The sequence below is a fragment of the Mesorhizobium sp. L103C105A0 genome (assembly GCF_000502215.1).
GTDB lineage: Bacteria > Pseudomonadota > Alphaproteobacteria > Rhizobiales > Rhizobiaceae > Mesorhizobium.
The window spans coordinates 186,028-209,492 of the sequence record NZ_AYXF01000005.1 but is presented as its reverse complement, the minus strand read 5'-3'; the positions used below and the strand labels follow the sequence as shown (position 1 = coordinate 209,492).

At 63.3% G+C, this 23,465-nt stretch carries 29 protein-coding genes and 1 pseudogene; 23 read left to right on the top strand and 7 right to left on the bottom strand.

The window, feature by feature from the left end; translation table 11 throughout:
- Positions 1-44: 44 nt before the first annotated feature.
- The 8 genes from X727_RS148095 (at position 45) to X727_RS148130 (ending at position 6,665) form a co-directional block, all read left to right on the top strand.
- Entirely contained in the window at positions 45-653 is a 609-nt protein-coding gene (locus tag X727_RS148095; protein ID WP_023708733.1) for a TetR/AcrR family transcriptional regulator, read from the top strand.
- Between the two features lie 94 nt (positions 654-747).
- Entirely contained in the window at positions 748-1,731 is a 984-nt protein-coding gene (locus X727_RS148100) for a hypothetical protein (protein ID WP_023708732.1), read from the top strand.
- Positions 1,732-1,802: 71 nt separating this feature from the next.
- Positions 1,803-2,729, top strand: coding sequence for a histone deacetylase family protein (locus X727_RS148105; protein ID WP_023834473.1), 927 nt, complete (start codon positions 1,803-1,805; stop codon positions 2,727-2,729).
- Between the two features lie 3 nt (positions 2,730-2,732).
- A complete protein-coding gene (locus tag X727_RS148110) occupies positions 2,733-2,984 on the top strand; it encodes an exodeoxyribonuclease VII small subunit (protein ID WP_023668433.1) in 252 nt (83 codons plus the stop codon).
- A gap of 38 nt (positions 2,985-3,022) precedes the next feature.
- Positions 3,023-3,289, top strand: a complete 267-nt coding sequence (locus tag X727_RS148115) for a DUF2277 domain-containing protein (RefSeq protein ID WP_023668432.1) — start codon at positions 3,023-3,025, stop codon at positions 3,287-3,289.
- Positions 3,290-3,299: 10 nt separating this feature from the next.
- Positions 3,300-4,220: a pirin family protein gene (locus X727_RS148120; RefSeq protein ID WP_023687141.1), complete on the top strand. Its 921-nt coding sequence runs from the start codon at positions 3,300-3,302 to the stop codon at positions 4,218-4,220.
- A 101-nt stretch (positions 4,221-4,321) separates the two neighbouring features.
- Positions 4,322-6,235 (top strand): 1-deoxy-D-xylulose-5-phosphate synthase, encoded by a 1,914-nt coding sequence (dxs, locus tag X727_RS148125; RefSeq protein WP_023732098.1) that lies wholly within the window; start codon positions 4,322-4,324, stop codon positions 6,233-6,235.
- A 145-nt stretch (positions 6,236-6,380) separates the two neighbouring features.
- Positions 6,381-6,665, top strand: coding sequence for a hypothetical protein (locus tag X727_RS148130; RefSeq protein ID WP_023668429.1), 285 nt, complete (start codon positions 6,381-6,383; stop codon positions 6,663-6,665).
- Here X727_RS148130 and X727_RS148135 read toward each other — a convergent pair.
- Positions 6,662-7,063, bottom strand: coding sequence for a GFA family protein (locus X727_RS148135; RefSeq protein WP_023687142.1), 402 nt, complete (start codon positions 7,061-7,063; stop codon positions 6,662-6,664). The genes X727_RS148130 and X727_RS148135 overlap by 4 nt on opposite strands.
- 146 nt (positions 7,064-7,209) lie before the next feature.
- Here X727_RS148135 and X727_RS148140 point away from each other — a divergent pair, with 146 nt between their 5' ends.
- Both X727_RS148140 and X727_RS148145 read left to right on the top strand, forming a co-directional pair.
- Complete coding sequence (locus X727_RS148140; RefSeq protein ID WP_023834472.1) at positions 7,210-8,004, top strand: TlyA family RNA methyltransferase; 795 nt, start codon at positions 7,210-7,212, stop codon at positions 8,002-8,004.
- Entirely contained in the window at positions 8,001-9,236 is a 1,236-nt protein-coding gene (locus tag X727_RS148145) for a class I SAM-dependent RNA methyltransferase (RefSeq protein WP_023834471.1), read from the top strand. Before X727_RS148140 ends, X727_RS148145 begins: the two co-directional genes overlap by 4 nt.
- Positions 9,237-9,302: 66 nt before the next feature.
- On the opposite strand, the gene X727_RS148150 is transcribed toward X727_RS148145, so the two are convergent.
- From X727_RS148150 to X727_RS148165, 5 genes are all read right to left on the bottom strand, one after another.
- A complete protein-coding gene (locus tag X727_RS148150) occupies positions 9,303-9,692 on the bottom strand; it encodes a type II toxin-antitoxin system VapC family toxin (protein ID WP_023834470.1) in 390 nt (129 codons plus the stop codon).
- Complete coding sequence (locus tag X727_RS1000000166595) at positions 9,679-9,954, bottom strand: AbrB/MazE/SpoVT family DNA-binding domain-containing protein (RefSeq protein ID WP_081725433.1); 276 nt, start codon at positions 9,952-9,954, stop codon at positions 9,679-9,681. Before X727_RS1000000166595 ends, X727_RS148150 begins: the two co-directional genes overlap by 14 nt.
- A 79-nt stretch (positions 9,955-10,033) precedes the next feature.
- Positions 10,034-11,737 (bottom strand): metalloprotease TldD, encoded by a 1,704-nt coding sequence (gene tldD, locus X727_RS148155; protein WP_245263883.1) that lies wholly within the window; start codon positions 11,735-11,737, stop codon positions 10,034-10,036.
- Entirely contained in the window at positions 11,734-11,931 is a 198-nt protein-coding gene (locus X727_RS1000000168555; protein WP_155923284.1) for a hypothetical protein, read from the bottom strand. Before X727_RS1000000168555 ends, tldD begins: the two co-directional genes overlap by 4 nt.
- Positions 11,932-12,000: 69 nt before the next feature.
- On the bottom strand, positions 12,001-12,585 hold the full coding sequence (locus tag X727_RS148165) for an invasion associated locus B family protein (RefSeq protein WP_023668422.1): 585 nt from the start codon (positions 12,583-12,585) through the stop codon (positions 12,001-12,003).
- A 375-nt stretch (positions 12,586-12,960) separates the two neighbouring features.
- On the opposite strand from X727_RS148165, the gene coxB reads away from it, so the two are divergent.
- The 13 genes and pseudogenes from coxB to X727_RS148225 all read left to right on the top strand — a co-directional run bounded on the left by coxB (position 12,961) and on the right by X727_RS148225 (position 22,879).
- Positions 12,961-13,845, top strand: a complete 885-nt coding sequence (gene coxB, locus X727_RS148170) for a cytochrome c oxidase subunit II (protein ID WP_023687148.1) — start codon at positions 12,961-12,963, stop codon at positions 13,843-13,845.
- A gap of 38 nt (positions 13,846-13,883) precedes the next feature.
- Positions 13,884-15,536 carry a cytochrome c oxidase subunit I gene (gene ctaD / locus X727_RS148175; RefSeq protein ID WP_023668420.1) on the top strand — a complete coding sequence of 551 codons (1,653 nt, stop codon included), beginning with the start codon at positions 13,884-13,886 and terminating at the stop codon, positions 15,534-15,536.
- Between the two features lie 70 nt (positions 15,537-15,606).
- Entirely contained in the window at positions 15,607-16,551 is a 945-nt protein-coding gene (locus X727_RS148180) for a heme o synthase (protein WP_023668419.1), read from the top strand.
- Between the two features lie 2 nt (positions 16,552-16,553).
- A complete protein-coding gene (locus X727_RS148185) occupies positions 16,554-16,703 on the top strand; it encodes a hypothetical protein (RefSeq protein WP_023698516.1) in 150 nt (49 codons plus the stop codon).
- Positions 16,704-16,711: 8 nt separating this feature from the next.
- Positions 16,712-17,338 carry a cytochrome c oxidase assembly protein gene (locus X727_RS148190; protein WP_023687150.1) on the top strand — a complete coding sequence of 209 codons (627 nt, stop codon included), beginning with the start codon at positions 16,712-16,714 and terminating at the stop codon, positions 17,336-17,338.
- A gap of 1 nt (position 17,339) precedes the next feature.
- Positions 17,340-18,221 (top strand): cytochrome c oxidase subunit 3, encoded by an 882-nt coding sequence (locus X727_RS148195; protein WP_023668416.1) that lies wholly within the window; start codon positions 17,340-17,342, stop codon positions 18,219-18,221.
- Positions 18,222-18,303: 82 nt separating this feature from the next.
- A pseudogene (locus tag X727_RS1000000166590) lies at positions 18,304-18,438 on the top strand (L,D-transpeptidase family protein); the annotation flags it as partial.
- A 13-nt stretch (positions 18,439-18,451) separates the two neighbouring features.
- Positions 18,452-18,838: a DUF983 domain-containing protein gene (locus X727_RS148200; RefSeq protein ID WP_023685423.1), complete on the top strand. Its 387-nt coding sequence runs from the start codon at positions 18,452-18,454 to the stop codon at positions 18,836-18,838.
- On the top strand, positions 18,835-19,590 hold the full coding sequence (locus X727_RS148205) for an SURF1 family protein (protein WP_023834468.1): 756 nt from the start codon (positions 18,835-18,837) through the stop codon (positions 19,588-19,590). The genes X727_RS148200 and X727_RS148205 overlap by 4 nt, the downstream gene beginning before the upstream one ends.
- A gap of 161 nt (positions 19,591-19,751) precedes the next feature.
- A complete protein-coding gene (gene ispH / locus X727_RS148210) occupies positions 19,752-20,762 on the top strand; it encodes a 4-hydroxy-3-methylbut-2-enyl diphosphate reductase (RefSeq protein ID WP_023834467.1) in 1,011 nt (336 codons plus the stop codon).
- Between the two features lie 7 nt (positions 20,763-20,769).
- Entirely contained in the window at positions 20,770-21,732 is a 963-nt protein-coding gene (locus X727_RS148215) for a homoserine kinase (protein ID WP_023827465.1), read from the top strand.
- A complete protein-coding gene (gene rnhA, locus X727_RS148220; RefSeq protein ID WP_023830284.1) occupies positions 21,729-22,265 on the top strand; it encodes a ribonuclease HI in 537 nt (178 codons plus the stop codon). The genes X727_RS148215 and rnhA overlap by 4 nt, the downstream gene beginning before the upstream one ends.
- A 29-nt stretch (positions 22,266-22,294) precedes the next feature.
- Positions 22,295-22,879 carry a histidine phosphatase family protein gene (locus X727_RS148225; protein ID WP_023827463.1) on the top strand — a complete coding sequence of 195 codons (585 nt, stop codon included), beginning with the start codon at positions 22,295-22,297 and terminating at the stop codon, positions 22,877-22,879.
- Positions 22,880-22,951: 72 nt separating this feature from the next.
- Here X727_RS148225 and X727_RS148230 read toward each other — a convergent pair whose 3' ends face one another.
- Positions 22,952-23,431: a DUF2938 domain-containing protein gene (locus X727_RS148230; protein WP_023732091.1), complete on the bottom strand. Its 480-nt coding sequence runs from the start codon at positions 23,429-23,431 to the stop codon at positions 22,952-22,954.
- Positions 23,432-23,465: the final 34 nt, after the last annotated feature.

Genomic DNA, 23,465 nt, shown 5'->3' with positions numbered 1-23,465 from the left:
TATGTCAATTGGCATACGAAGCGTATGTGAATAAGGCCAGAACCATGCACAGACCCCGCAAGGAGATGATTGCCGAAACGCGCGCCAAGCTGATCACGGCGGCCCGCCACGCTTTCGGCACGATCGGCTATGCCGACGCGTCGATGGACGACTTCACCGCCTCGGCCGGGCTGACGCGCGGTGCGCTCTATCATCATTTCGGCGACAAGAAGGGCCTGCTGCAGGCCGTCATCGCCGAAATCGATGGCGAGATGGCCGTCCGCATCCATGAGATTGCGTCGCGGGCGCCAAGCCGCTGGCAGCGTTTCGTCGACGAATGCACGACCTATATCGAGATGGCGCTGGAGCCGGAAATCCAGCGCATCATGTTTCGCGACGGTCCGGCTGTGCTCGGCGATCCGGCGCAATGGCCGAACGCCAATGCCTGCGTCGGCTCGATGACCGATCATCTGACGGCTCTGCAGCAGGAGGGGGTGGTCGTCCCCGGCGTCGACCCCGAAACCGCCGCCCGGCTGATCAACGGCGCCAGCAGCCAGGCGGCGCAGCGCATCGCCAATTCGAACGACCCCGAAGCGACGTCGAAGACCGTGGTGGCAGCCTTCCAGCAACTGCTTGAAGGGCTTCTCAAAAAACAGGGTTCGCAGCCGGCCTGAAATCTGGTCGGCCCAGACCCGGCATTTGCCGAGATTGACAATTCCCGGCCCGGGTTCATCCTCGCCGTCCATCTCTGAGGGGAGATTCGGGCGCATGTGGGATTTCGAAATCGGCAGGTCGGTGTCCATCATGATCAGGACATGGCCATTCATCGTCTTTCGCATGATCGTCTATTTCGGCATTACGCTCGCCTATATCGTGGCGACCGGCAGCGGCGCCTCCGTCGGCTATGGCGTCGGCCATATCTCCACCGATCCCGACGGGCCGCTTTCCTTTGCACTGTGGGGCGGCATCGTCGGCATCGGCATCGTTTCGATCGCGCTCTACTGGATCCGCGAATACATCCTCTACGTCGTCAAGGCCGGCCATATCGCCGTCATGGTCCATTTGATCGATGGCCGGGACGTTCCCAATGGGCAGGACCAGATCGCCTACGCCAAGGACGTGGTGAAGGAGCGTTTCGCCGAGGCCAACATCCTTTTCGTGGTCGACCAGCTGGTCAAGGGCGCCATCCGCGCCATCACCGGCCTGATCGGCGGCATCGCCGCCTTCCTGCCCATTCCGGGTCTCGGCGGCCTGATCGCTTTCATCAATACGGTCATCCGCCTGTCGCTGACCTATGTCGACGAGATCATCCTCGGCTACAACATCCGCATCAATTCATCATCGCCCTTCGAGACAGCCCGGCAAGGCGTCGTGCTCTACGCCCAGAACGGCAAGACCATGGTCAAGAACGCCATCTGGCTGGCGGTCATCATGTGGGGTGTGTCCTTCGTCATCTTCCTTTTGATGCTGGCGCCGGCCGCCGCCATCATGTGGTTCATTCCGGGGCAGCTCGGCGGCTGGGCCTTCGTGCTCGCCATCCTCCTTGCCTGGGCCTTCAAGGCGGCCTTCATCGAACCCTTCGCCATAGCCTGCCTGATGCAGGTCTATTTCAAGACCATCGAAGGCCAGGTGCCGAACGCCGAATGGGACCAGCGGCTGGCCGAGGGGTCGTCCAAGTTCAGGGAACTCAGGGATAAGGCGCTGGCCTCCTTCGGCGGCTCGCGCTGGACGCAGCCGGCGCCCGGGGTGTAATCCCTGTTGAACGTCGGGGCGGTGCGGCGTCAAACCATGGTCAAAGCGGCCGGGCGCGCCTATATCGGGTCATGGTCACCAGGCTCTACACCCATCCGATCTTCCTCGAACATCTGACGCCCCCCGGTCATCCGGAGCGGCCGGACCGCTTGCGCGCTATCGAGCGCGTGCTCGACGACGAGGCCTTCACCGCACTCGATCGGGTAACGGCGCCGCAAGGCGACGAGGCCACAATCCTCTACGCCCACCCCGAGGATTTCGTCGCCCGCGTCCGCGCCGCGATCCCTGAAAGCGGCATTGCCTCGATCGACGCCGACACGAGCGCCAGCCCGAAAAGCTGGCAGGCGGTGGTCACTGCCATCGGTGCGGCCAACGCTGCCGTCGACGATGTTTTCGAGGGCAGCGTTGCCAATGCCTTCGTCGCCGCGCGTCCGCCCGGCCATCATGCCGAAAAGACCACGGCCATGGGCTTTTGCCTGTTCAACACCGCGGCGATCGCGGCCCGCTACGCGCAGAAGAAACACGGCGCCGAGCGTGTCGCCATCGTCGACTGGGACGTGCATCACGGCAATGGCACGCAGGACATTTTCTGGGAGGATCCCTCGGTGCTCTATTGTTCGACGCACCAGATGCCGCTCTATCCCGGCACCGGGGCTAAAAACGAAACCGGCGCCGGCAACATCGTCAACGCGCCGCTGGCGCCGCAGACCGGCTCGGACATGTTTCGCGATGCCTTGCTGTCGCGCGTCCTTCCGGCACTCGACAATTTCGCGCCCGATCTGATCATCATTTCCGCAGGCTTCGACGCTCACCATCGCGACCCGCTGGCCGAGATCAACCTCAGCGAGGACGATTTCGACTGGGCGACAGGCCAGTTGCTGGAACGCGCCGGGCGCCACAGCGGCAACCGGCTCGTCAGCCTGCTTGAGGGCGGCTACGATCTGCAGGGACTGGCATTTTCGGTCGCCGCCCATGTCGGGCGGCTGATGAAGGGGTAAAGTATGGCTGGCGAAGCAAATGAAGACGTGAAGGCGATGAGCTTCGAGCAGGCACTCGACGCGCTGGAAAAGATCGTCGATGATCTGGAACGCGGCGACGTGCCGCTCGACCAATCGATCAAGATCTATGAGCGCGGCGAGGCGCTGAAGGCCCATTGCGACCGGCTGCTGAAGGCGGCCGAAGACAAGGTCGAGAAGATCAGGCTGTCGCGTGATGGCAAACCGGTGGGAACGGAGCCGCTCGACGCGGAGTAGTGGAATGGGGCGGGCATAAAGCAGATAGGAGTTCAAGCATGTGCAGAAACATCAAGACCCTGTTCAATTTCGAGCCGCCGGCGACCCATGACGAGATCCGCGACGCCGCCCTTCAATTCGTGCGCAAACTGAGCGGAACGACGCGCCCCTCGCAGCGCAACCAGGCAGCCTTCGACCGTGCCGTCGAGGCGATCGCCGAATCGGCGCATGAATTGCTGCATTCGCTGGAAACCACGCATCATCCGCGCAATCGTGAAGAGGTGGCGGCCAAGGCAAAAGCCAAATCGGCGCTCCGCTTCGCCTGAGGACATCCAGATGAGTTTCTTCCCCGGCAAGGACCCTGAGCCTGGCGATGCCTTCGCCAGCGACCAGATCGAGCTCATGGTCATTCCAAACGCCAAGGACATTGGCGGCTTCCAGGTTCGTCGCGCTCTGCCGACGGCAAAGCGGCGGCTGGTCGGTCCCTTCATCTTCTTCGACCGCATGGGGCCGGCGATCTTGCGCGCCGGCCAGGCGATGGATGTGCGCCCGCACCCGCATATCGGGCTTTCCACCGTCACCTATCTGTTCGACGGCAATATCAGGCACCGCGATTCGCTCGGCACCGAGATGGTCATCCAGCCCGGCGACGTGAATTTGATGACCGCCGGCCGCGGCATTGTCCATTCCGAGCGCACGCCCGAAGAACTGCGCGGCGCGCCGATGTCGGTCTCCGGCCTGCAGACATGGCTGGCTTTGCCCGACGGCAAGGAGGAAGTGGCGCCGGTGTTCGAGAACACGGCCGCGCTCCTTCTGCCCGAGATCGACGCCGAAGGTGTTTCCGGCCGCGTGGTGATCGGCGATTTCCAGGGACTGCGCTCGCCGGTAAGAGCCGACACCGAGACGCTCTACGCCGATCTGAGGCTGGCGCCCGGCGCCAGCGTCAAAATTCCCGCCGACGCCGAGGAACGCGCCATCTACACGCTGGACGGCGATGTCTCGGTTTCGGGCGACCGTTTTCCGGCCGAACGGCTGCTGGTGTTCCGGCCTGGTGACGAGATCGTCGTGTCGTCCGAGCGCGGCGCCCATTTCATGCTCTTCGGGGGCGCTTCGCTCGGCTCTCCGCGCCACATCTGGTGGAACTTCGTCTCGTCGTCGAAGGAACGCATCGAACAGGCCAAGCAGGAATGGAAGACGGGCCGCTTCGATATCGTTCCTGGAGATGAGGAAGAGTTCATTCCGTTACCGGACAATTAACGTCAGCATCACCCGCGTCACTGACACGCATTTACATTCCGGCGACGCAGGCATATTTCGCCATGATCGACGCGCATTATAGCTGAGCAGGCCCTTTAACAGTGAACGCAACGCTGCATACGCCGCTTCTCGACAAGGTCCGCATTCCAGCCGACCTGAAGAAGCTTGACGAAAGCGAGCTGCCGCAGCTGGCCTCGGAGCTGCGCGCCGAGCTGATCGATGCCGTCTCGCATACGGGCGGGCATCTCGGCGCCGGCCTCGGTGTCGTCGAACTGACGGTGGCGCTGCACTATGTCTTCAACACGCCGGAAGACCGCGTGATCTGGGATGTCGGCCACCAGGCCTATCCACACAAGATCCTGACCGGCCGCCGCGACCGCATCCGAACGCTCAGGCAAGAAGGCGGCCTGTCCGGCTTCACCCGTCGCGCCGAGAGCGAATACGACCCGTTCGGCGCCGCGCACTCTTCGACCTCCATTTCCGCCGGCCTCGGCATGGCCATGGCGCGCGACCTCTCGGGCGGCCACAACAATGTCATTGCCGTCATCGGCGACGGCGCCATGTCCGCCGGCATGGCCTATGAAGCCATGAACAATGCCGGCGCGCTTGATGCCCGGCTGATCGTCATCCTCAACGACAACGACATGTCTATCGCGCCGCCGACCGGCGCCATGAGCGCCTATCTGGCGCGGCTCGCGTCGGGCAAGACCTATCTTGGCCTGCGCGATTTCGGCAAGAAGCTGACCTCCTATCTCGGCAAGCGCGCCGACCGCGCCATCAAGCGGGCGGTCGAGCATGCGCGCGGCTACGTCACCGGCGGCACGCTGTTCGAGGAGCTTGGCTTCTACCATATCGGCCCGATCGACGGCCACAATCTCGAGCATCTGATCCCGGTGCTGAAGAACGTCCGCGACCATGCCGACGGCCCGGTGCTGATCCATGTCGTGACCCAGAAGGGCAAGGGCTACGCGCCGGCCGAGGCCGCGGCCGACAAATATCACGGCGTCAACAAGTTCGACGTCATCACCGGCGCGCAGACCAAGGCCCCGGCCAATGCGCCGGCCTACACCAAGGTGTTCGCCGAGAGCCTGGTCCAGGAGGCCCGCCTGGACGACCGCATCGTCGCCGTCACCGCCGCCATGCCGAACGGCACCGGCCTCGATTTGTTCGGCGAAGCGTTTCCGACCCGGACCTTCGATGTCGGCATTGCCGAGCAACATGCCGTGACCTTCGCCGCCGGCCTCGCCAGCGAGGGCTACAAGCCCTTCGCCGCCATCTATTCGACCTTCCTGCAGCGCGCCTACGATCAGGTCGTCCACGACGTGGCGATCCAGAAACTGCCCGTGCGTTTCCCGATCGACCGCGCCGGTTTCGTCGGCGCTGACGGCGCCACCCATTGCGGCGCCTTCGACACCACTTTCCTGGCGACGCTGCCGGGCTTCGTGGTGATGGCGGCTGCCGACGAGGCGGAGCTTCGCCACATGGTGCGCACCGCCGCCTATTATGACGAAGGCCCGATCGCCTTCCGCTATCCGCGCGGCAACGGCGTAGGCGTCGATATGCCGGAGCGCGGCTCGGTGCTCGAAATCGGCAAGGGCCGCATCGTCAGGGAAGGCACCAAGGTGGCGCTTCTGTCCTTCGGCACAAGACTGCAGGACTGTCTGCTGGCGGCCGAGGAACTCGGCGCGGCCGGACTGTCAACGACGGTTGCGGACGCCCGTTTCGCCAAGCCGCTAGACGAGGATTTGATCCGCCGTCTCGCCCGCTCGCACGAAGTGCTGGTGACGGTGGAAGAGGGCGCTGTCGGCGGTTTCGCCAGCCACGTGCTGCAGTTCCTCGCCCATGAAGGCTTGCTGGAAAGCGGTCTGAAAGTTCGGCCGCTGGTGCTGCCGGACGAGTTCACCGACCACGCCAAGCCGGAAAAAATGTATGCCGATGCCGGGCTCGACGCGGCCGGCATCGTGCGCACCGTGTTCGTCGCGCTCGGCCATTCCGCGCGCGCGCAGCGCGCCTGAATCAAACCTCACGCAGCTGAAGCAGTTGCCTGTGCAAGCTTAACACTTTGTTAACGCTTCTCTTTGGCGTTTCGCTTACCGTCTCTTTTGGCCGTTTTTCAACGCCGCCCTGCTAGAACTGCCTCCAGGCAGGGAGTTAAAAACAATGCGAACGCTTCTGTGCGGCGCGGCCCTTTTGGCCGTCATCGCCGCGCCGGCCATGGCCGAGACGCGCTATGACCGCAAGCTCGAACAGGCGGTGGCAGGCATCGTCGCCCGCAAGATGGGCGATATCAGGGGCGCTTTTTCCTACAAGCAGGTGCCGCAGCTTGTCGTCGTGCCGGACGCACCAGTCGTTGCTGTCGAGCGCCCGCGCAAGCAGGCTTCAGATGACGGAAGCGACGGCCTGATGCCGGCCGTTGAACGGCAGGTCTCACGGACGATCTTCTAAAACCACATATCGCGCACGCAGCGCCCATCGCGCGGCAGGTCGTCATAAGTGTCCAGCCCGTCGAAATGGTCGATCGGCAGGTCGGCGACCGCCTCAGGCGGTGCCAGCCTGACATTGACGGCGATACGCGTGCGGCCGCTGTCGCTGCGGCGCAAACCGCGCCAGGCAAGCACACAGGCACATGTCGGGCAAAACAGGATTTCCAGCGACGGCGTCTCCTTGCCGGCGCGGGTGTAGGACTGCACAGGCCCCGCAAGCCGGATACGCTCGTCGACAAAGTCATAGGCCCAGAGCGTGCCATAGCGGCGGCAAAGCGTGCAATTGCAGGCCGTGATCGGGCCGGGATCGCCTTCCAGCGTCCAGTGGGCGGCGCCGCAATGGCAGGTTCCCGTCAGCATTCGTCTTCCTCCGCATTGCCTGAGCCTCTACATCTTGCCGGACTGGCTGCGCTATTCAACCGGGCGGACTGGCTTGCGGCCCGGGTCTCGACGTCCTCCCATGCCAATGTCCTTGCCTTCGCGGCCGGCTTTCGCCATGAAGGCCGATGAACTCCCCTCTGCCAGCCAGCACACGCCAGCGGCTCGACGAATTGCTCGTCCAGCGCGGCCTGTTTGCGAGCCGCTCGCGCGCCCGCGACGCGGTCGAGCGCGGCACCGTGATGGTCGACGGCGTGGTCGCCCGCAAGCCCGGCCAGACGGTTCTGCCGCACTGTCTCATCGTCATCGACGACCCGGCGCAGGGTTATGTCTCACGCGCGGCGCTGAAGCTGATCGCCGGGCTCGACCATTTCAGTCTCGATCCCGCGGGCAGTGAAGCTCTCGATATCGGCGCCTCGACAGGCGGCTTCACCCAGGTGCTGCTCGAACGCGGCGCGGCCCATGTCACGGCCATCGATGTCGGCCACGGCCAGATGCATCCCGACATTGCGGGCGACCCGCGCGTGACGGTTATCGAGGGCCTCAACGCTCGCGAGCTCGCGGCTGCCGATCTCGGCGGCCGCATCCCGGATTTCATCGTCTCCGACGTCAGCTTCATCTCGTTGAAACTGGCGTCGCCACCGGCGTTGGCATTGGCACGGGACGGCGCTCGTGCGGTGTTTCTGGTCAAGCCGCAATTCGAGGCCGGCCGCGAGGCAATCGGCAAGGGCGGTCTGTTGAAAGACCCTTATGACGCCGCCCGTGTGGCCGGCTTGCTGCAGGAATGGCTCGAAGGCGTCCCTGGCTGGCGTACATTGGGTCTGCACATGTCGCCGATCGAAGGCGGCGACGGCAACCGCGAATTCCTGCTTGCCGGGATCAAGGATGCCGGGATCAAGGATGCCGGGATCAAGGACCGATGAGCACGGGCTTCACCATCAAGAGACTGGGTTCGCAGGGCGACGGCGTCGCCGAGACGGAAACCGGCGAGCTGTTCATTCCCTTCACCCTGCCCGGCGAGACCGTCACCGCCGCGCGCGAGAGGGATCGCGCCATGCTGATGGCGGTATTGGAGACGTCGCCGCTGCGTATCGATCCGGCCTGCCGGCATTTCACCGAATGTGGCGGCTGCGCCGTCCAGCATCTGCAAGCCGACGCTTACCAGCAATGGAAACGCGACAAGGTCGTGCACGCCTTGAAAGGCATTGCCGGCGACATCGGCGCCCTGGTGCCGTGTGCGCCACACACACGCCGCCGCGTCGTGCTTGCCGCCAGGCGCGCCGACACAGGCATGCTGCTTGGCTTCCATCGCCATCTGTCGCCGGAAATCATCCCCATCGAGGAATGTCCGATCTCGCTGCCCGAGATCGTTGCCGCGCTCGATCGCTTGAGGTCGGTCGCCGACCTGGTTTGCGCCACCACCAAATCGTTCCGGATGGCGGTCACTGTGACGGGCTCGGGGCTTGACGTCGCTGTCTATGAGTCGGGCAAGCTGGGCGAGAACCAGCGCCGGGTCGCCTCCAACTTCATCATGGCCAATGGCTTTGCCCGGCTTTCGATCGACGACGAGATTGTCATCGAGCCGAAAAAGCCGGTGGTCATGTTCGGCACCGTCGCTGTCGCCATACCGCCTGGCGCCTTCCTGCAGGCAACGCAAGCCGCCGAACAGGCGATGGCCGATCTCATTGGCGGACATCTGAAGCGGGCCAGGAAAGTCGCGGATCTTTTCGCCGGCTGCGGCAGCTTTGCGCTTCGGCTGGCGGCCAAATCCGAAGTCCACGCGGTCGAAGGCGACGCGGCAGCTCTTTCGGCGCTCGACCGCGGATCGCGCTTCGCCACCGGCCTGAAGCGGGTAACCGGCGAACGCCGCGACCTGTTCCGGCGGCCGCTGACGTTCAAGGAGCTGAATGCTTTCGATGGCGTCGTCTTCGACCCGCCGCGCGCCGGCGCCGAGGACCAGTCGAAGCAGATCGCCCGCTCGGATGTGCCGTTCGTCGCAGCCGTCTCCTGCAATCCGGTGACGCTGGCACGCGACCTGCGCATCCTGATCGACGGCGGCTACATCTTGAAGAGCGTCACGCCCATCGACCAGTTCCTGTGGTCGCCGCATGTCGAGGCCGTGGCGCTGCTGGAGAAGCCGAAACGGCGACGTTAATCCGCCGATTTTCACAAGGCCGTGCTTGAGTTTGCCGCCCCCCGCAAGACGTAGCCGGCTGGCAAACTAGCCTTCGCGAACGCTTTCGTACCCGGCCGCTTGTGCGGCCTTGATGAACTTACGGTCGAAGGACACAAATGCTGAGCATTGCGAGGACTTGCCCAGATGGAGCGCATCGGCGAAATCCATTCCCGTCTCGGCTAGATCGACCGCGGAAGAGACGATCGCAGCATCCTCTATCTCGACAGTGGGAAGCCCGCCGAACACCCGCAGTGCATTGACGATCGAGGCCTGATCATAACCATAGCCGCTGCGCAGCACCCACTCAGCCTCCAGGATCACCGTGACGGCGACGAAAACGGGCTGACCGTCGATCAGCCGCCGGGCTCGCGGGGACTGCTCGGGATCGTCGTTCGTCAGATACCTGACGACAACGTTGGTATCAATCGCGAGCATGGCGCCGCCGTGCTTCAGCAAGGACGGCCGCGTCCATCTCCTCCAAGGTCTTCGGTCTGCCACTGTGCGGCAGGACACCAAAGACATCTTCTGGTCGTGTCGGGGCAAAGGCAGGCGCCGGTCTCAAAAGTACACCGTCTGGTGTGTCTTCGACCTGCAGGCGCGTGCCCGCGCCCCAGTCCCTCCGTTTGCGGATCGCGCTGGGCAGGATTACCTGTCCCTTGGTAGAGACGGTCGTTATAAGCTTTTCTATTGCACCCATTGCGGTATTACCCTTGTGTAAGACAAAGGTAAGATATCCCTGTGAGGGGAACTATTCAAGCCCATTGGCGTCTCCTCGCTCAAACCCTGGTGCCGCCGACGGTCATCTGGTTCATCCTGAGATGCGGCTGGCCGACGCCGACCGGCACGCCTTGTCCGGCCTTGCCGCACATGCCGATGCCGGTGTCGAGTTTCATGTCGTTGCCGATCATCGACACACGGTGCATGGCGTCCGGTCCGTTGCCGATCAGCATGGCGCCCTTGATCGGCTGCGTCACCTTGCCGTTTTCGATCATGTAGGCCTCGGTGCAGCCGAACACGAACTTGCCTGAGGTGATGTCGACCTGGCCGCCGCCGAAGGATACGGCATAGATGCCGTTCTTGACCGAGGCGATGATCTCGTCCGGCTCCATGTCGCCCGCCGTCATATAGGTGTTGGTCATGCGCGGCATCGGCTGGTGCGCATAGCCTTCGCGCCGGCCGTTTCCCGTGGCTTTCATGCCCATCAGCCGGGCGTTCTGGCGGTCCTGCATGTAGCCGACAAGCTTGCCGTCGTCGATCAGCACATTGCGGGCCGAAGGCGTGCCTTCATCGTCGACGGTCAGCGAACCCCGCCGCTCCGGCATGGTGCCGTCATCGACCACGGTAACGCCCTTGGCGGCGACCTGCTGGCCGAGCAGGCCGGCAAAGGCGGAGGTCTTCTTGCGGTTGAAGTCGCCCTCCAGCCCGTGGCCGACGGCTTCGTGCAGCATCACGCCCGGCCAGCCGCTGGACAAAACGATGTCGAACGTTCCGGCCGGCGCGGGAATGGCTTCGAGATTGACCAGCGCCTGCCTGAGGGCCTCCCTGGCAGCATGCTTCCAGGCGTCCTCGACCAGGAACTCGCCGAACGCCTTGCGCCCGCCCATGCCATAGGAGCCGCTTTCCTGGCGGTCGCCGTCGCCGACGACGACGGAAACGTTGATGCGGACCAGCGGGCGGATGTCGCGCACGATCTGGCCGTCGGCGCGCACGATCTCGACATGCTGCCAGGACGCCGCGAGCGAGGCCGTCACCTGGCGCACGCGCGGGTCCTCGGCACGCAGCCATGCGTCGATCTCCTGCAACAGCTTGGCCTTGACCTCGAAGGAAGGCGAGGGGATCGGGTTCTCCTCGCCATAGAGATGGCGGTTGGTGCGCGCGGGTGCCGCGGCAAGCGTGCCGGAATAGCCGCCCTTGACGGTCGAGACCGCGTCGGCGGCGCGCAGCAGCGACGCCTCCGAAAGATCGCTGGAATGGGCGTAGCCGCTGGCCTCGCCGGCCACGGCGCGCAGGCCAAAACCCTGGTCGGTGTTGAAATTGGCGGTCTTCAGCCTGCCATTGTCGAACATCAGCGCTTCGCTCTCGCTGTATTCGAGGAACAGTTCGCCATCATCGGCGCCGTTCAGTGTGTCGGCGACGATCCGCTTGATGCGATCGTCTGAAATGTCGAATTGGCCGGTCAGGCTGTTCATGGCAGGTCCGCTCACAAGAGGAATGGTGTTGCCACGATGTAGGCGCGAAGACGCGCCTGCACAATCCGCAATGACGATCCGCAGCAGGTAGGAGCGGGTAACCCCGCCCCTGAACATGACATCCATCTTGAAGCTCGACCCGTCACCCGAAAAGGCCTTCACCCAGCGATATTTCTTGTTCCATTCATTGGCCTGGTCGGCCGTGAAGGGGTCGGTATAGCCCGAGGAGAACTGGATCGACTTGCACTTCTCATGGTTTTCGCAGCCATAGAAGTAGATGACATATTTCATGCCCTGAAGCCGGCCCGAGACCATCGGATCGCCCCGTCGTCCTTGTCCATCTTGGCCGAGCCATAGCCTTTCGCAAGCTCGAAAATGACGGCCGGATCGGGCGCCGTGATGATTTCGGAATCCTCGGCAAAGGCGACGGAAACGGCGCCGGTCAGGATCAGACCGGTCGACAAAAGCAAAGAACAAGCACGCATGATGACCCCCACAGCCAAAGATCAAACCCGTGGGAATTGTGAGGAAAGACGGTTTCGCAAGCATCAAGCTCAGGGCAGGGCGGCAAAACCGTCGGCGAAGCCCTTGAGGTCGACGGGGATGCCGATGCCTTCTTCCGGCGTCTGGAAGACGATGAAGGTGGCCGACGTCCCGGTCTTCAGCGTATCGAGCAGCGGCTTTTCGAGAATGACCTCGGCATAGCAGCCGTCCTGGAAGCAGCGCACGAAATAGGCGCGGCCAATATCCTTGCCGTCGACATTGAGGCCCAGGCCATTGGGCAGCAGAACGCCGAGCGGGGCCAGCACGCGCAGGATCTCGGCCTTGTTGTCGGCGGTGCGCAGGACGACGACGGACAGTCCCATTTCCGGGCGATCCTCGGCAACGACGTTCTGCATCATCACGCATTGTTCCGAGGTGGCGCCGGCCGGCGTGTCGCAGATGATCGACCACGCGCCATGCGTTGACTTGACCGTGCCGCTGGGCTGCGCTGCATTGGCGACGCCGGTTGCGGACGAGCCGATACCGATCAGGGCGGCGAGAAAAACGACCTTCGCCCCGCTTCTCGAAAGCCAAGCGCTTTTCGAATGCCAGGCGCTCTTCGAATGCCAGGCGTTTCTCGAAAGCCAAGAGGTCATGACGGCTCCATTGCGAATCACGGCACTTTAAGCCGCGCCAAGGCCAAGTAAAGGATAGGGCGACCGCCGGTCAGCCCCGGCAGGCGCAATAATGCGCTTTTCCCTAGCAAATTCGCCCGAATTGCGACCGTCGGGCGCATTCCGGACACAAGCCCGCATAGCCTGTCTGTCGACGACCCGCGCGGGCCACGAGGCCGTCGAAACAGCGCGGCAGCACTTGCGCGCAAAAATGCCGCACGGTTTCGCCCGCTCCTTTCTTGCGGAGGGAAATAGAGTATGGTTTGAACCACCCTTGGGACTGTCCGGGATTCCCATCCCGGCATTGTTCGATATTCTTGCGTCGCGATCGCGAGGAACCGGGAGATGAAGAGGGCGATGAGAAAATTCCCAGCAAGCGCCAAATTGATGGCAACGGCAGGCGCCGCCGCCGCATTTTTCGCCGGTGCCTCCGCCCATGCGGCCCAGCCGCAGCCGTGGGAGATGACTTTTCAGCCGCCGGCGACAGACATGATGCGGCAGATCGAGTGGTTCGGGAATTACACGATGTGGTTCGTCGTCCCGATCACTGCTTTGGTTCTGGCGCTTCTCGCCTGGTGCATCTTCAGGTTCCGCGCCAGCAAAAACCCGGTTCCGTCCAAGACCAGCCACAACACGCTGATCGAGATCATCTGGACAGTCGGGCCGGTCGTCGTCCTGCTGTTCATCGCCATTCCCTCGTTCCAGTTGCTGACGGCGCAGTACACGCCGCCGGAAGAGGCCAAGCTGACCGTCAAGGTAACGGGCAATCAGTGGAACTGGGACTATGAGTACCAGACCGAGAACACGCTCTCCTTCAACTCGGCCATCCTGCAGGACGCCGACCGCGCCGCGATCGGCAAGGAAGATCGCAAGGTCTATCCGCGCCTGCTGGCGGTCGACAACGAGCTGGTCGTGCCGGTCAACACCATGACGCGCGTCCTGGTTACCGCAGCCGACGTGATCCATTCCTTTGCCGTTCCGGCCTTCGGCATCAAGATGGACGCGGTTCCCGGCCGCACCAACGAGACGTGGTTCAAGGCGGAAAAGGAAGGCATCTATTACGGCCAGTGCTCGCAGCTCTGCGGCAAGGACCATGCCTTCATGCCGATCGCCGTCCGCGTCGTATCCGATGCGCAGTACAAGACCTGGCTGGCAGCAGCCAAGACCGACCTCCCCGGCGCCAACAAGGCGCTGATGGCCGAGGTCGACGGTACCAACAAGGTAGCGGCCGCCGGCAATTGATGCCGCGGGTTAGCAAGAATTAGGGAACGGAGCCGACCATGGCAGAAGCTGCAGCTCACGACGACCACGACCACAAGCCCTATCATGGCTGGGTCCGGTGGGTGTACTCCACCAACCACAAGGACATCGGCACGCTCTACCTGATCTTCGCGATCTTCGCGGGCATCGTCGGCGGCGCGCTTTCGGTCGTCATCCGCATGGAGCTGCAGGAGCCGGGCATCCAGATCTTCACCGGTCTGGCGCAGATGGTCTATGGCATGAACGGCGATGCCGCCATCGACGGCGGCAAGAGCATGTACAACGCCTTCGGCACCGCGCACGCGCTGATCATGATCTTCTTCATGGTCATGCCGGCGCTGATCGGCGGCTTCGCCAACTGGATGGTGCCGATCATGATCGGCGCGCCTGACATGGCCTTCCCGCGCATGAACAACATCTCGTTCTGGCTGCTGCCGCCGGCCTTCCTGCTGCTCATCGCTTCGGCTTTCATGCCGAGCGCGCCCGGCGCCTATGGCGTTGGCGGCGGCTGGACGCTCTATCCGCCGCTGTCGACCTCCGGCCAGCCCGGGCCGGCCATGGATCTGGCGATCCTGTCGATCCACATTGCCGGCGCGTCCTCGATCCTCGGCGCCATCAACTTCATCACCACCATTTTCAACATGCGCGCGCCGGGCATGACGCTGCACAAGATGCCGCTGTTTGCCTGGTCGGTTCTGATCACCGCCTTCCTGCTGCTCTTGTCGCTTCCGGTTCTGGCCGGTGGCATCACCATGCTGCTTACCGACCGCAATTTCGGCACCACCTTCTTCGCCCCGGATGGCGGCGGCGATCCGATCCTGTTCCAGCATCTGTTCTGGTTCTTCGGTCACCCCGAAGTGTACATCCTGATCCTGCCGGGCTTCGGCATCATCAGCCACATCGTCTCGACCTTCTCGAAGAAGCCGGTGTTCGGCTATCTCGGCATGGCCTACGCCATGGTCGCGATCGGCGCCGTCGGCTTCATCGTCTGGGCGCACCACATGTACACGACCGGCCTGTCGCTCGACACGCAGCGCTACTTCGTCTTCGCCACCATGGTCATCGCCGTGCCGACAGGCGTGAAGATCTTCTCCTGGATCGCGACGATGTGGGGCGGCTCGATCTCGTTCAAGACGCCGATGCTGTGGGCGCTGGGCTTCATCTTCCTGTTCACGGTCGGCGGCGTCACCGGCGTCCAGCTCGCCAATGCCGGCCTCGACCGCTCGCTGCATGACACCTATTTCGTCATTGCCCACTTCCACTATGTGCTGTCGCTGGGTGCGGTCTTCGCCATCTTCGCCGGCTGGTACTACTGGTTCCCCAAGATGACCGGCTACATGTACTCGCCGGTGATCGCCAACACCCACTTCTGGGTCACCTTCGTCGGCGTCAATTTGATCTTCTTCCCGCAGCATTTTCTCGGCCTCGCCGGCATGCCGCGCCGCACCATCGATTATCCCGACGCGTTCGCCGGCTGGAACATGGTGTCGTCCTACGGCTCCTATATATCCGCCGTCGGCGTGGTGATCTTCCTCTATGGCGTGTTCGAGGCCTTCCAGAAGAAGCGCGTCGCCGGCGCCAATCCGTGGGGCGAGGGTGCAACGACGCTCGAATGGCAGCTGCCTTCGCCGCCGCCCTTCCACCAGTGGGAACAGCTGCCGAAGATCAAGTAAGGCAGCCCGAATACGAAACCGCCGGCCCGCCGGCGGTTTCGGCCAACGGAATGATTGGACTTATGTACGCATGGCCCTTGTCGACGACCCAATGATTGACGAAGCGGGCTTTCGCATGTCGGAAGCCACGTCGGGCGATTTCTTCGCCCTGCTGAAGCCGCGCGTCATGTCGCTGGTGGTGTTCACGGCCTTTGTCGGCATGGTCGCTGCGCCCGTGACCATCAACCCGCTGCTGGCGGTGATCGCCATCCTGGCCATTGCTATCGGCGCCGGCGCCTCGGGTGCGCTCAACATGTGGTACGACGCCGACATCGATGCGGTGATGAGCCGGACCGCCGGCCGCCCGGTACCGTCCGGCCGCATCCTGCCCGGCGAAGCCCTGAGCTTCGGCCTTGTGCTTTCGGTGCTGTCGGTGATGACGCTGGGCGTGCTGGTCAACTGGCTGTCGGCGGCGCTGCTTGCCTTCACCATCTTCTTCTACGCCGTCGTCTACACGATGTGGCTGAAGCGCTCGACGCCGCAGAACATCGTCATCGGCGGCGCCGCCGGCGCCATCCCGCCGGTCATCGGCTGGGCCGCGGTGACCGGAACGGTGAGCCTGGAAAGCCTCGTCCTGTTCCTGATCATCTTCCTGTGGACGCCGCCGCACTTCTGGGCGCTGGCGCTGTTCAAGTCCGACGACTACGCCAAGGCCGGCATCCCGATGATGCCGAACGTTGCCGGCCAGGCCTCGACCCGCCGCCAGATCTTTGCCTACGCCCTGATCCTGGCGCCGATCGGCGTGCTGCCCTGGGTGCTCGGTTTCACTACCGCCTTCTATGGCGTCGCATCAGTGGCTCTCGGCGCCGGCTTCGTCTGGTATGCCTGGAAAGTGCTGTGCATGACCGATAGCGACCGCGTCATGAAGCCGGCCAAGGCTCTGTTCGCCTATTCGCTGCTCTACCTCTTCGCCATCTTCGCCATCTATCTTGCCGACTGTGTCGTCGGTCGCGCTTTGGCCATCGGTGGAGCATGACTATGATCGACAAGAAGCTTGAACTGGTCACGCTGACCGAAAGCCAGAAGAAGGCGCGGCGCAACCGTTCGGCGGCGATCGGCGTCGCGCTGGCGATTCTGGTCGTCATCTTCTACGTCGCGACCATCGTGAAATTCGGCCATACCGGATGAGGCCGATGATGACCCGCCAGACCGTGACCGATCCCAGGAAGAAGAACACCAACCGCGTCGTCGCCGCCGTCTGCGTCGCCTTCTTCGGCGGCATGATCGGCATGGCCTACGCCGCGGTGCCGCTCTACAAGATGTTCTGCCAGGCCACCGGCTATGGCGGCACCACGCAGCGCGCCGAAAAGCAATATGCCGGCCGCATCCTCGACCGTGACATCACCGTGCGCTTCGACGCCAACACCAACGGCATTCCGTGGCAGTTCCAGCCGGTCGCCCGTTCGGTCACCATCAAGATCGGCGAGACCACGCAGGCGCATTACAGCGCCACCAACAAGCTCGACCGCGCCGTTACCGGCCGCGCCACCTTCAACGTGCAGCCGGAACTGGCGGGCCCCTACTTCAACAAGGTCGAGTGTTTCTGCTTCACCGACACGACGCTGAAGCCCGGCGAGACGCTGGACATGCCAGTCGTGTTCTATGTGGATCCCGATATCGTCAACGTGCCGGAACTGAAGGACTTGAAGACGATCACCCTGTCCTACACGATGTTCCCGGTCCAAAAGAACAAGCCGGTGGCGTCATCGACGCCGAACAGCAGCAGCAAAGTTTCAGATACCGAAGCAAATCTCGGGGGTTGATATGGCAGACGCGCACGCAAAACCACAACACGACTACCATCTCGTCAACCCGAGCCCGTGGCCCTTCCTGGGGTCGATCGGCGCACTGGTGACTGCAGTCGGCGGCGTCGCCCTGATGCAGTATCTCAAGAACGGCGATTTTCCAATTTTCGGCCACAACATCGCCAATCCATGGCTGTTCTTCATCGGCCTGGTCATCGTCCTCTACACGATGTTTGCCTGGTGGTCGGACACCATCAAGGAAGCGCATGAGGGCCACCACACGCGCGTCGTGTCGCTGCATCTGCGCTACGGCATGATCATGTTCATCGCTTCGGAAGTGATGTTCTTCGTTGCCTGGTTCTGGGCCTATTTCGATGCCAGCCTGTTTCCGAGCGAAGTGCAGAATTACGCCCGCACCGCTTTCACTGGTGGCGTCTGGCCGCCGAAGGGTCTCGAAGTCCTCGATCCCTTCCATCTGCCGCTCTACAACACCATCATCCTGCTTCTGTCGGGCACCACGGTGACATGGGCGCACCATTCGCTCATCCATGGCGACCGCAAGGGCCTGATCAACGGCCTGGTGCTGACCGTCGGCCTCGGCATGCTGTTCACCATGGTGCAGGCCTACGAGTACATGCACGCTCCGTTCGGCTTCAAGGATTCCATCTACGGCGCGACCTTCTTCATGGCGACCGGCTTCCATGGCTTCCACGTCATCATCGGCACCATCTTCCTGCTGGTCTGCCTGATCCGCGCCTGGAAAGGCGACTTCACGCCCAAGCAGCATTTCGGCTTCGAGGCGGCTGCCTGGTACTGGCACTTCGTCGACGTGGTCTGGCTGTTCCTGTTCGCATCGATCTACGTCTGGGGATCGGTCGGCGCGGTGATCGAAGGCCACTGACGGCTTTCACCGAACCGACAAATCAGAAGGGCGGTCGCGGCAACGCGGTCGCCTTTCGTCTTTTCGGCGCCCATCAATGGCCAACGGATTCGGCTGGTCGGGCTGGCTGCTTCAATTGGTCGACTGGACCGATGGCTGCATTGGGGTTACCGACTGCGACATGGACCAAATCTGGACTATGGTGCCGGATGGAACGCTGATCGAAATCGAGCCGTAAAGCATGACTATCCATGAGTGAAGATAGGGCGATCTGGCCACCCATCGAGCCGATCTCGGCCGGCCTGCACGGACGCTGCCCGCGCTGCGGCGAAGGACGGCTGTTTTCCGGCTTCCTCACCGTCGGCAAGCGCTGCAACAATTGCGGCCTCGACTATTCCTACGCCGATGCCGGCGACGGCCCGGCGGTGTTCGTCATCCTGATCATCGGCTTCATCGTCGTGGGGCTGGCGCTGTGGGTGGAGGTCACGCTGAGCCCGCCGCTCTGGCTGCATTTCATCATCTGGATACCGCTGGCCGTGGGACTGTGCCTGACGGCGCTGAGGTTGATCAAGGGGGTGCTGCTGACGCTTCAATACGCCAACAAGGCGGCCGAAGGCCGCCTGGACCAGGGGCAATGAGCGAGGCGCTGACCAAGCCCGCCGGCCGCTCGCGGCCGAAGACGGCATTGCTGCTCGGCCTCGGCCTGGTGGTGTTCGTCATCCTGCTCGGGCTTGGCACATGGCAGGTGCAGCGCCTGTACTGGAAGGAAGCCCTTCTGCAGACCATCGACCAGCGCACCCATTCAGCGCCGCAGCCGCTGGCGGACGTCGAGAAGGAATTCGCCGCCACCGGTGATGTCGACTACACGCCGGTCACCGTCAGCGGGACGTTCCTGCACTCCTGCGAGCGGCATTTCTACGCCACATGGGACGGCGACGCCGGCTTCAACGTCTATACCCCGCTGGCCCTCGACGATGGCCGCTATGTCCTGATCAACCGCGGCTTCGTTCCCTATGATGTCAAGGATGCCGCCAAGCGCCCGCAAGGGCAGGTGACCGGCAAGGTCACGGTCACCGGCCTGGCGCGCAACCCGCTGCCGGCCAAGCCGTCGATGATGCTGCCCGACAATGACGTGGCCAAGAACATCTTCTATTGGAAGGATCGTGACGTCATGGCGGCGAGTGCCGGCCTGCCGGCCGGTGCCGTGCTGGTGCCGATCTTCATCGACGCCGACAAGACGCCGAACCCGGGCGGGCTGCCGGTCGGCGGCGTCACCATCATCGACCTGCCGAATTCTCATCTGCAATATGCCTTCACCTGGTATGGCCTGGCGGCGGCTCTTGCCGCGGTTCTGATCATCAGGCTGCGCCGTCCGGCAAAGACTGAATGATCCAGAGCATGATCCCGAAAAGTGGGAACCGGTTTCGGACAAGATCATGCTCCAACAAAGAGTTAGATCAGGTTGACCATTCAACCTGATCCAACTGCCCTTGACAGGGCAGGGGTGCACACCTCATTTCGCCAAACGATACGATCAACCGATCTGGAATCATGCTGCAGACCGCCACAAAACCACCGCTGACGATCCGGCTCTGCCAGCCGCGCGGCTTTTGCGCCGGTGTCGACCGCGCCATCCAGATCGTCGTGCTGGCGTTGAAGAAATACGGCGCGCCGGTCTATGTCCGCCACGAGATCGTGCACAACCGCTATGTCGTCGAGGGCCTGCAAAGCCTTGGCGCGGTTTTCATCGAGGAACTCTCGGAAATCCCGGCCGAGCACCGCAAGTCGCCGGTTGTCTTCTCGGCCCACGGCGTGCCGAAATCGGTGCCGGCCGACGCCAAGGCACGCGAGCTCTTCTATCTCGACGCCACCTGCCCGCTGGTGTCCAAGGTGCACAAGCAGGCGATGCGCCATCAGCGGCTCGGCCGCCATGTGCTTCTGATCGGCCATGCCGGCCATCCCGAAGTGATCGGCACCATGGGCCAACTGGCTGAAGGCGCCGTCACGCTGATCGAGACCGAAGCCGACGCTGGGACCTTTGCCCCCGCCGACCCGGAAGCGCTCGGCTTCGTAAGCCAGACAACGTTGTCGGTCGAAGACACTGCCAGCATATTGCGGGTGCTGCAGGAGCGCTTCCCGCAACTGCATGCACCGGCCGCCGAATCGATCTGCTACGCCACCACCAACCGCCAGGAAGCGGTCAAGGAAACCGCCGCCGGCGCCGATCTCTATCTGATCGTCGGTGCGCCCAATTCCTCCAATTCGCGCCGTCTTGTCGAAGTGGCGGAGCGCGCCGGCGCCACCATGTCGCTTCTCGTACAGCGCGCCGCCGAAATTCCGTGGAATGACATCACAAATATCTCGACGCTCGGCCTGTCTGCCGGCGCGTCGGCGCCGGAGATCATCGTCGACGAGATCATCGACGCCTTCCGCCAGCGCTTCGAGGTGACCATCGACCTGGCGATCACGGCCACCGAAACGGAGGATTTTCCAGTCATGCGGGTTCTGCGCGATGTCGAACTGACACGGGCCGACATGGCCTTCGTCAACGGAGCCGCGTGAACAGCCCATGGCGGTCTACACCGACGTCAATGAAGGCGAACTCGGCGCGTTCCTGAGGGCATATCCGGTCGGCGAACTCTTGTCCTACAAGGGTATCGCCGAAGGCACGGAGAATTCGAATTTCCTGCTGCACACCTCAAGCGGCTCTTACATACTGACGCTCTACGAGAAGCGCGTCGACAAGGCCGACCTGCCGTTCTTCCTCGGCCTGATGGGCCATCTCGCCCGCAAAGGCATTTCCTGTCCGCTGCCGGTGACCGCGCATGACGGCACCGTCATCGGCACGCTGGCCGGCCGTCCCGCGGTCATCATCACCTTCCTCGAAGGCCTGTCGCTGCGGCGGCCGACAGCGGCGCATTGCGCGGAGGTCGGCAAGTCCCTCGCCGCACTGCATTTGGCCGGGCAGGATTTTGCGATGACGCGTAACAACGCACTGGCCATCGAGGGCTGGCGCAAACTCTGGAATGCCTCGCGCGACCGAGCCGACGAGGTCGAGCCGGGACTGGCGGCCGAGGTCGACGCGGATTTCGCGGATTTCGAACGCCATTGGCCGCAGGGCCTGCCGGCAGGCATCATCCATGCCGATCTGTTTCCCGACAATGTCTTCTTCCTCGGCGAGAAACTGTCCGGCCTCATCGACTTCTATTTCGCCTGCCACGACCTCTACGCCTATGACGTCGCCACCTGTCTCAACGCCTGGTGTTTCGAGAAGGATTTCTCCTTCAACCTGACCAAAGGCACGGCGCTGCTGGCCGGCTATCAGAGCGTGCGGCCTTTGAGCGAGGGCGAGAAAGCAGCGCTGCCGATGCTTTCGCGTGGCTCGGCGCTGCGCTTTATGCTGACCCGGCTCTATGACTGGCTGACCGTTCCCGACGGCGGGCTGGTCATGAAGCGCGATCCGACCGAATATATCCGCCGCATGCGCTTCCACCGCGCGATCAAGTCGCCTTCGGAATACGGACTGACATGACCAAGCAGGTCGAAATCTTCACCGACGGTGCCTGCTCGGGCAATCCCGGTCCCGGCGGCTGGGGCGCCATCCTGCGCTTCAACGGCAAGACCAAGGAATTGTCGGGCGGCGAGGCCGAGACGACCAATAACCGTATGGAACTGCTGGCCGCCATCTCGGCGCTGAATGCGCTGAAGGAGCCGTGCGCCGTCGAGCTTCACACCGACAGCAAATATGTCATGGACGGTATCTCCAAATGGATCCACGGCTGGAAGAAAAACGGCTGGAAGACCGCCGACAAGAAGCCGGTCAAGAACGGTGAACTGTGGCAGGCGCTGGATGAGGCCAATCGGCGCCACAACGTGACCTGGAACTGGGTCAAGGGCCATGCCGGCCACACCGAGAACGAACGCGCCGACGAACTCGCAAGGGAAGGCATGGCGCCGTTCAAGAGGGGCTCAGCCAAACCTGCGGCGCCGAAAGTGGCGCTGAAGCCGGCGGCATCCGAGAAGCAGCCGGCGCCGCGGGCACGGCGCTCGACCCAGAGCTATTGAGCTCAAGCTATCGGCAGGAGACCTCACTCATGCCGATCGTATACTACATCACCCATCCCCAGGTTCAGATCGATGCCAACGTTCCCGTGCCGCACTGGGGGCTGTCCGAGATCGGACGAGCGACAGCATCAGCCATGCTCGATCAGCCATGGGTCGGGTCGATTCGCCGTGTCGTCTCGTCGGCCGAGCGCAAGGCGATCGAAACCGCCGAGATCCTTGGCAAACACCTCGGCCTCGCGGTCGAGGTGAGGGAGCGCATGCATGAGAACGATCGGTCGGCAACCGGCTTCCTGCCGCCGCCGGAGTTCGAGGTGGTCGCCGACCAGTTCTTCGCCGACCCGCACAAAAGCATCCGCGGCTGGGAACGGGCCATCGACGCCCAGCAACGCATTGTCAGCGAGGTCGAAACGGTGCTGGGTGCTGCCGACGGCGGCGACATTGCCTTCGTCGGCCATGGCGGCGTCGGAACGCTCTTGCTGCTCTCGCTCAGCGGCCGCGCAATCAGCCGCGCGGCGGATCAGCCGGCCGGCGGCGGCAATTACTTCGCCTATGATGTCGGCACGCGCCGCGTCGTCCACGGATGGCGGCCGATAGACAGTCTGGCGCCGCGCTAAAGCGGATGTCAGGAGATCATCGATACCGTAGCCGCGATGAAGCCGCTGGCGACCAGCGGATAGAACCTGTCCTCAGCGGATCAGCAGGGCCGTGCCGTAGAGGCCGAGCGCGAACACCGTGTGCGAGATCACGTTGAAGGCGCGGATCTGCATCGCGTTGGGGCGCTTTGACGCAGCCCAGCCGGCGCCCATGCCGGGCGCCAGCAGGAACCAGCCGGCGCCGATGGTGACCATGCCGAGGATGAAGGCCGGCAGGAAGGTCGGCGCGTCCAGCCATGCCGTGCCCGCCAGCGCCACCAGGATGAAGCCGTAGACGATGCCGGTGACATAATGGAAGGCCCAGCCCAGCGCCTGCTCATGCGCATAGGGTGCGGCATGGGCGATATCGTCGTGGAAAACCTTGCCTTCCCTAAGGTGCCAGACCCAGCGGCCGGGCGGCCCCCAGTTCGGCCGCGGCTGGCTGAGCGCCAGATGCAGGAACAGCGCCCAAAGATCCATCAGCACCGTGGCGCCGATGCCGATCGCAACGCTGCGCCAGATGATGTCAAACATCGTCGATNCATCGTCGATGTCCCCCAAAGCAGGC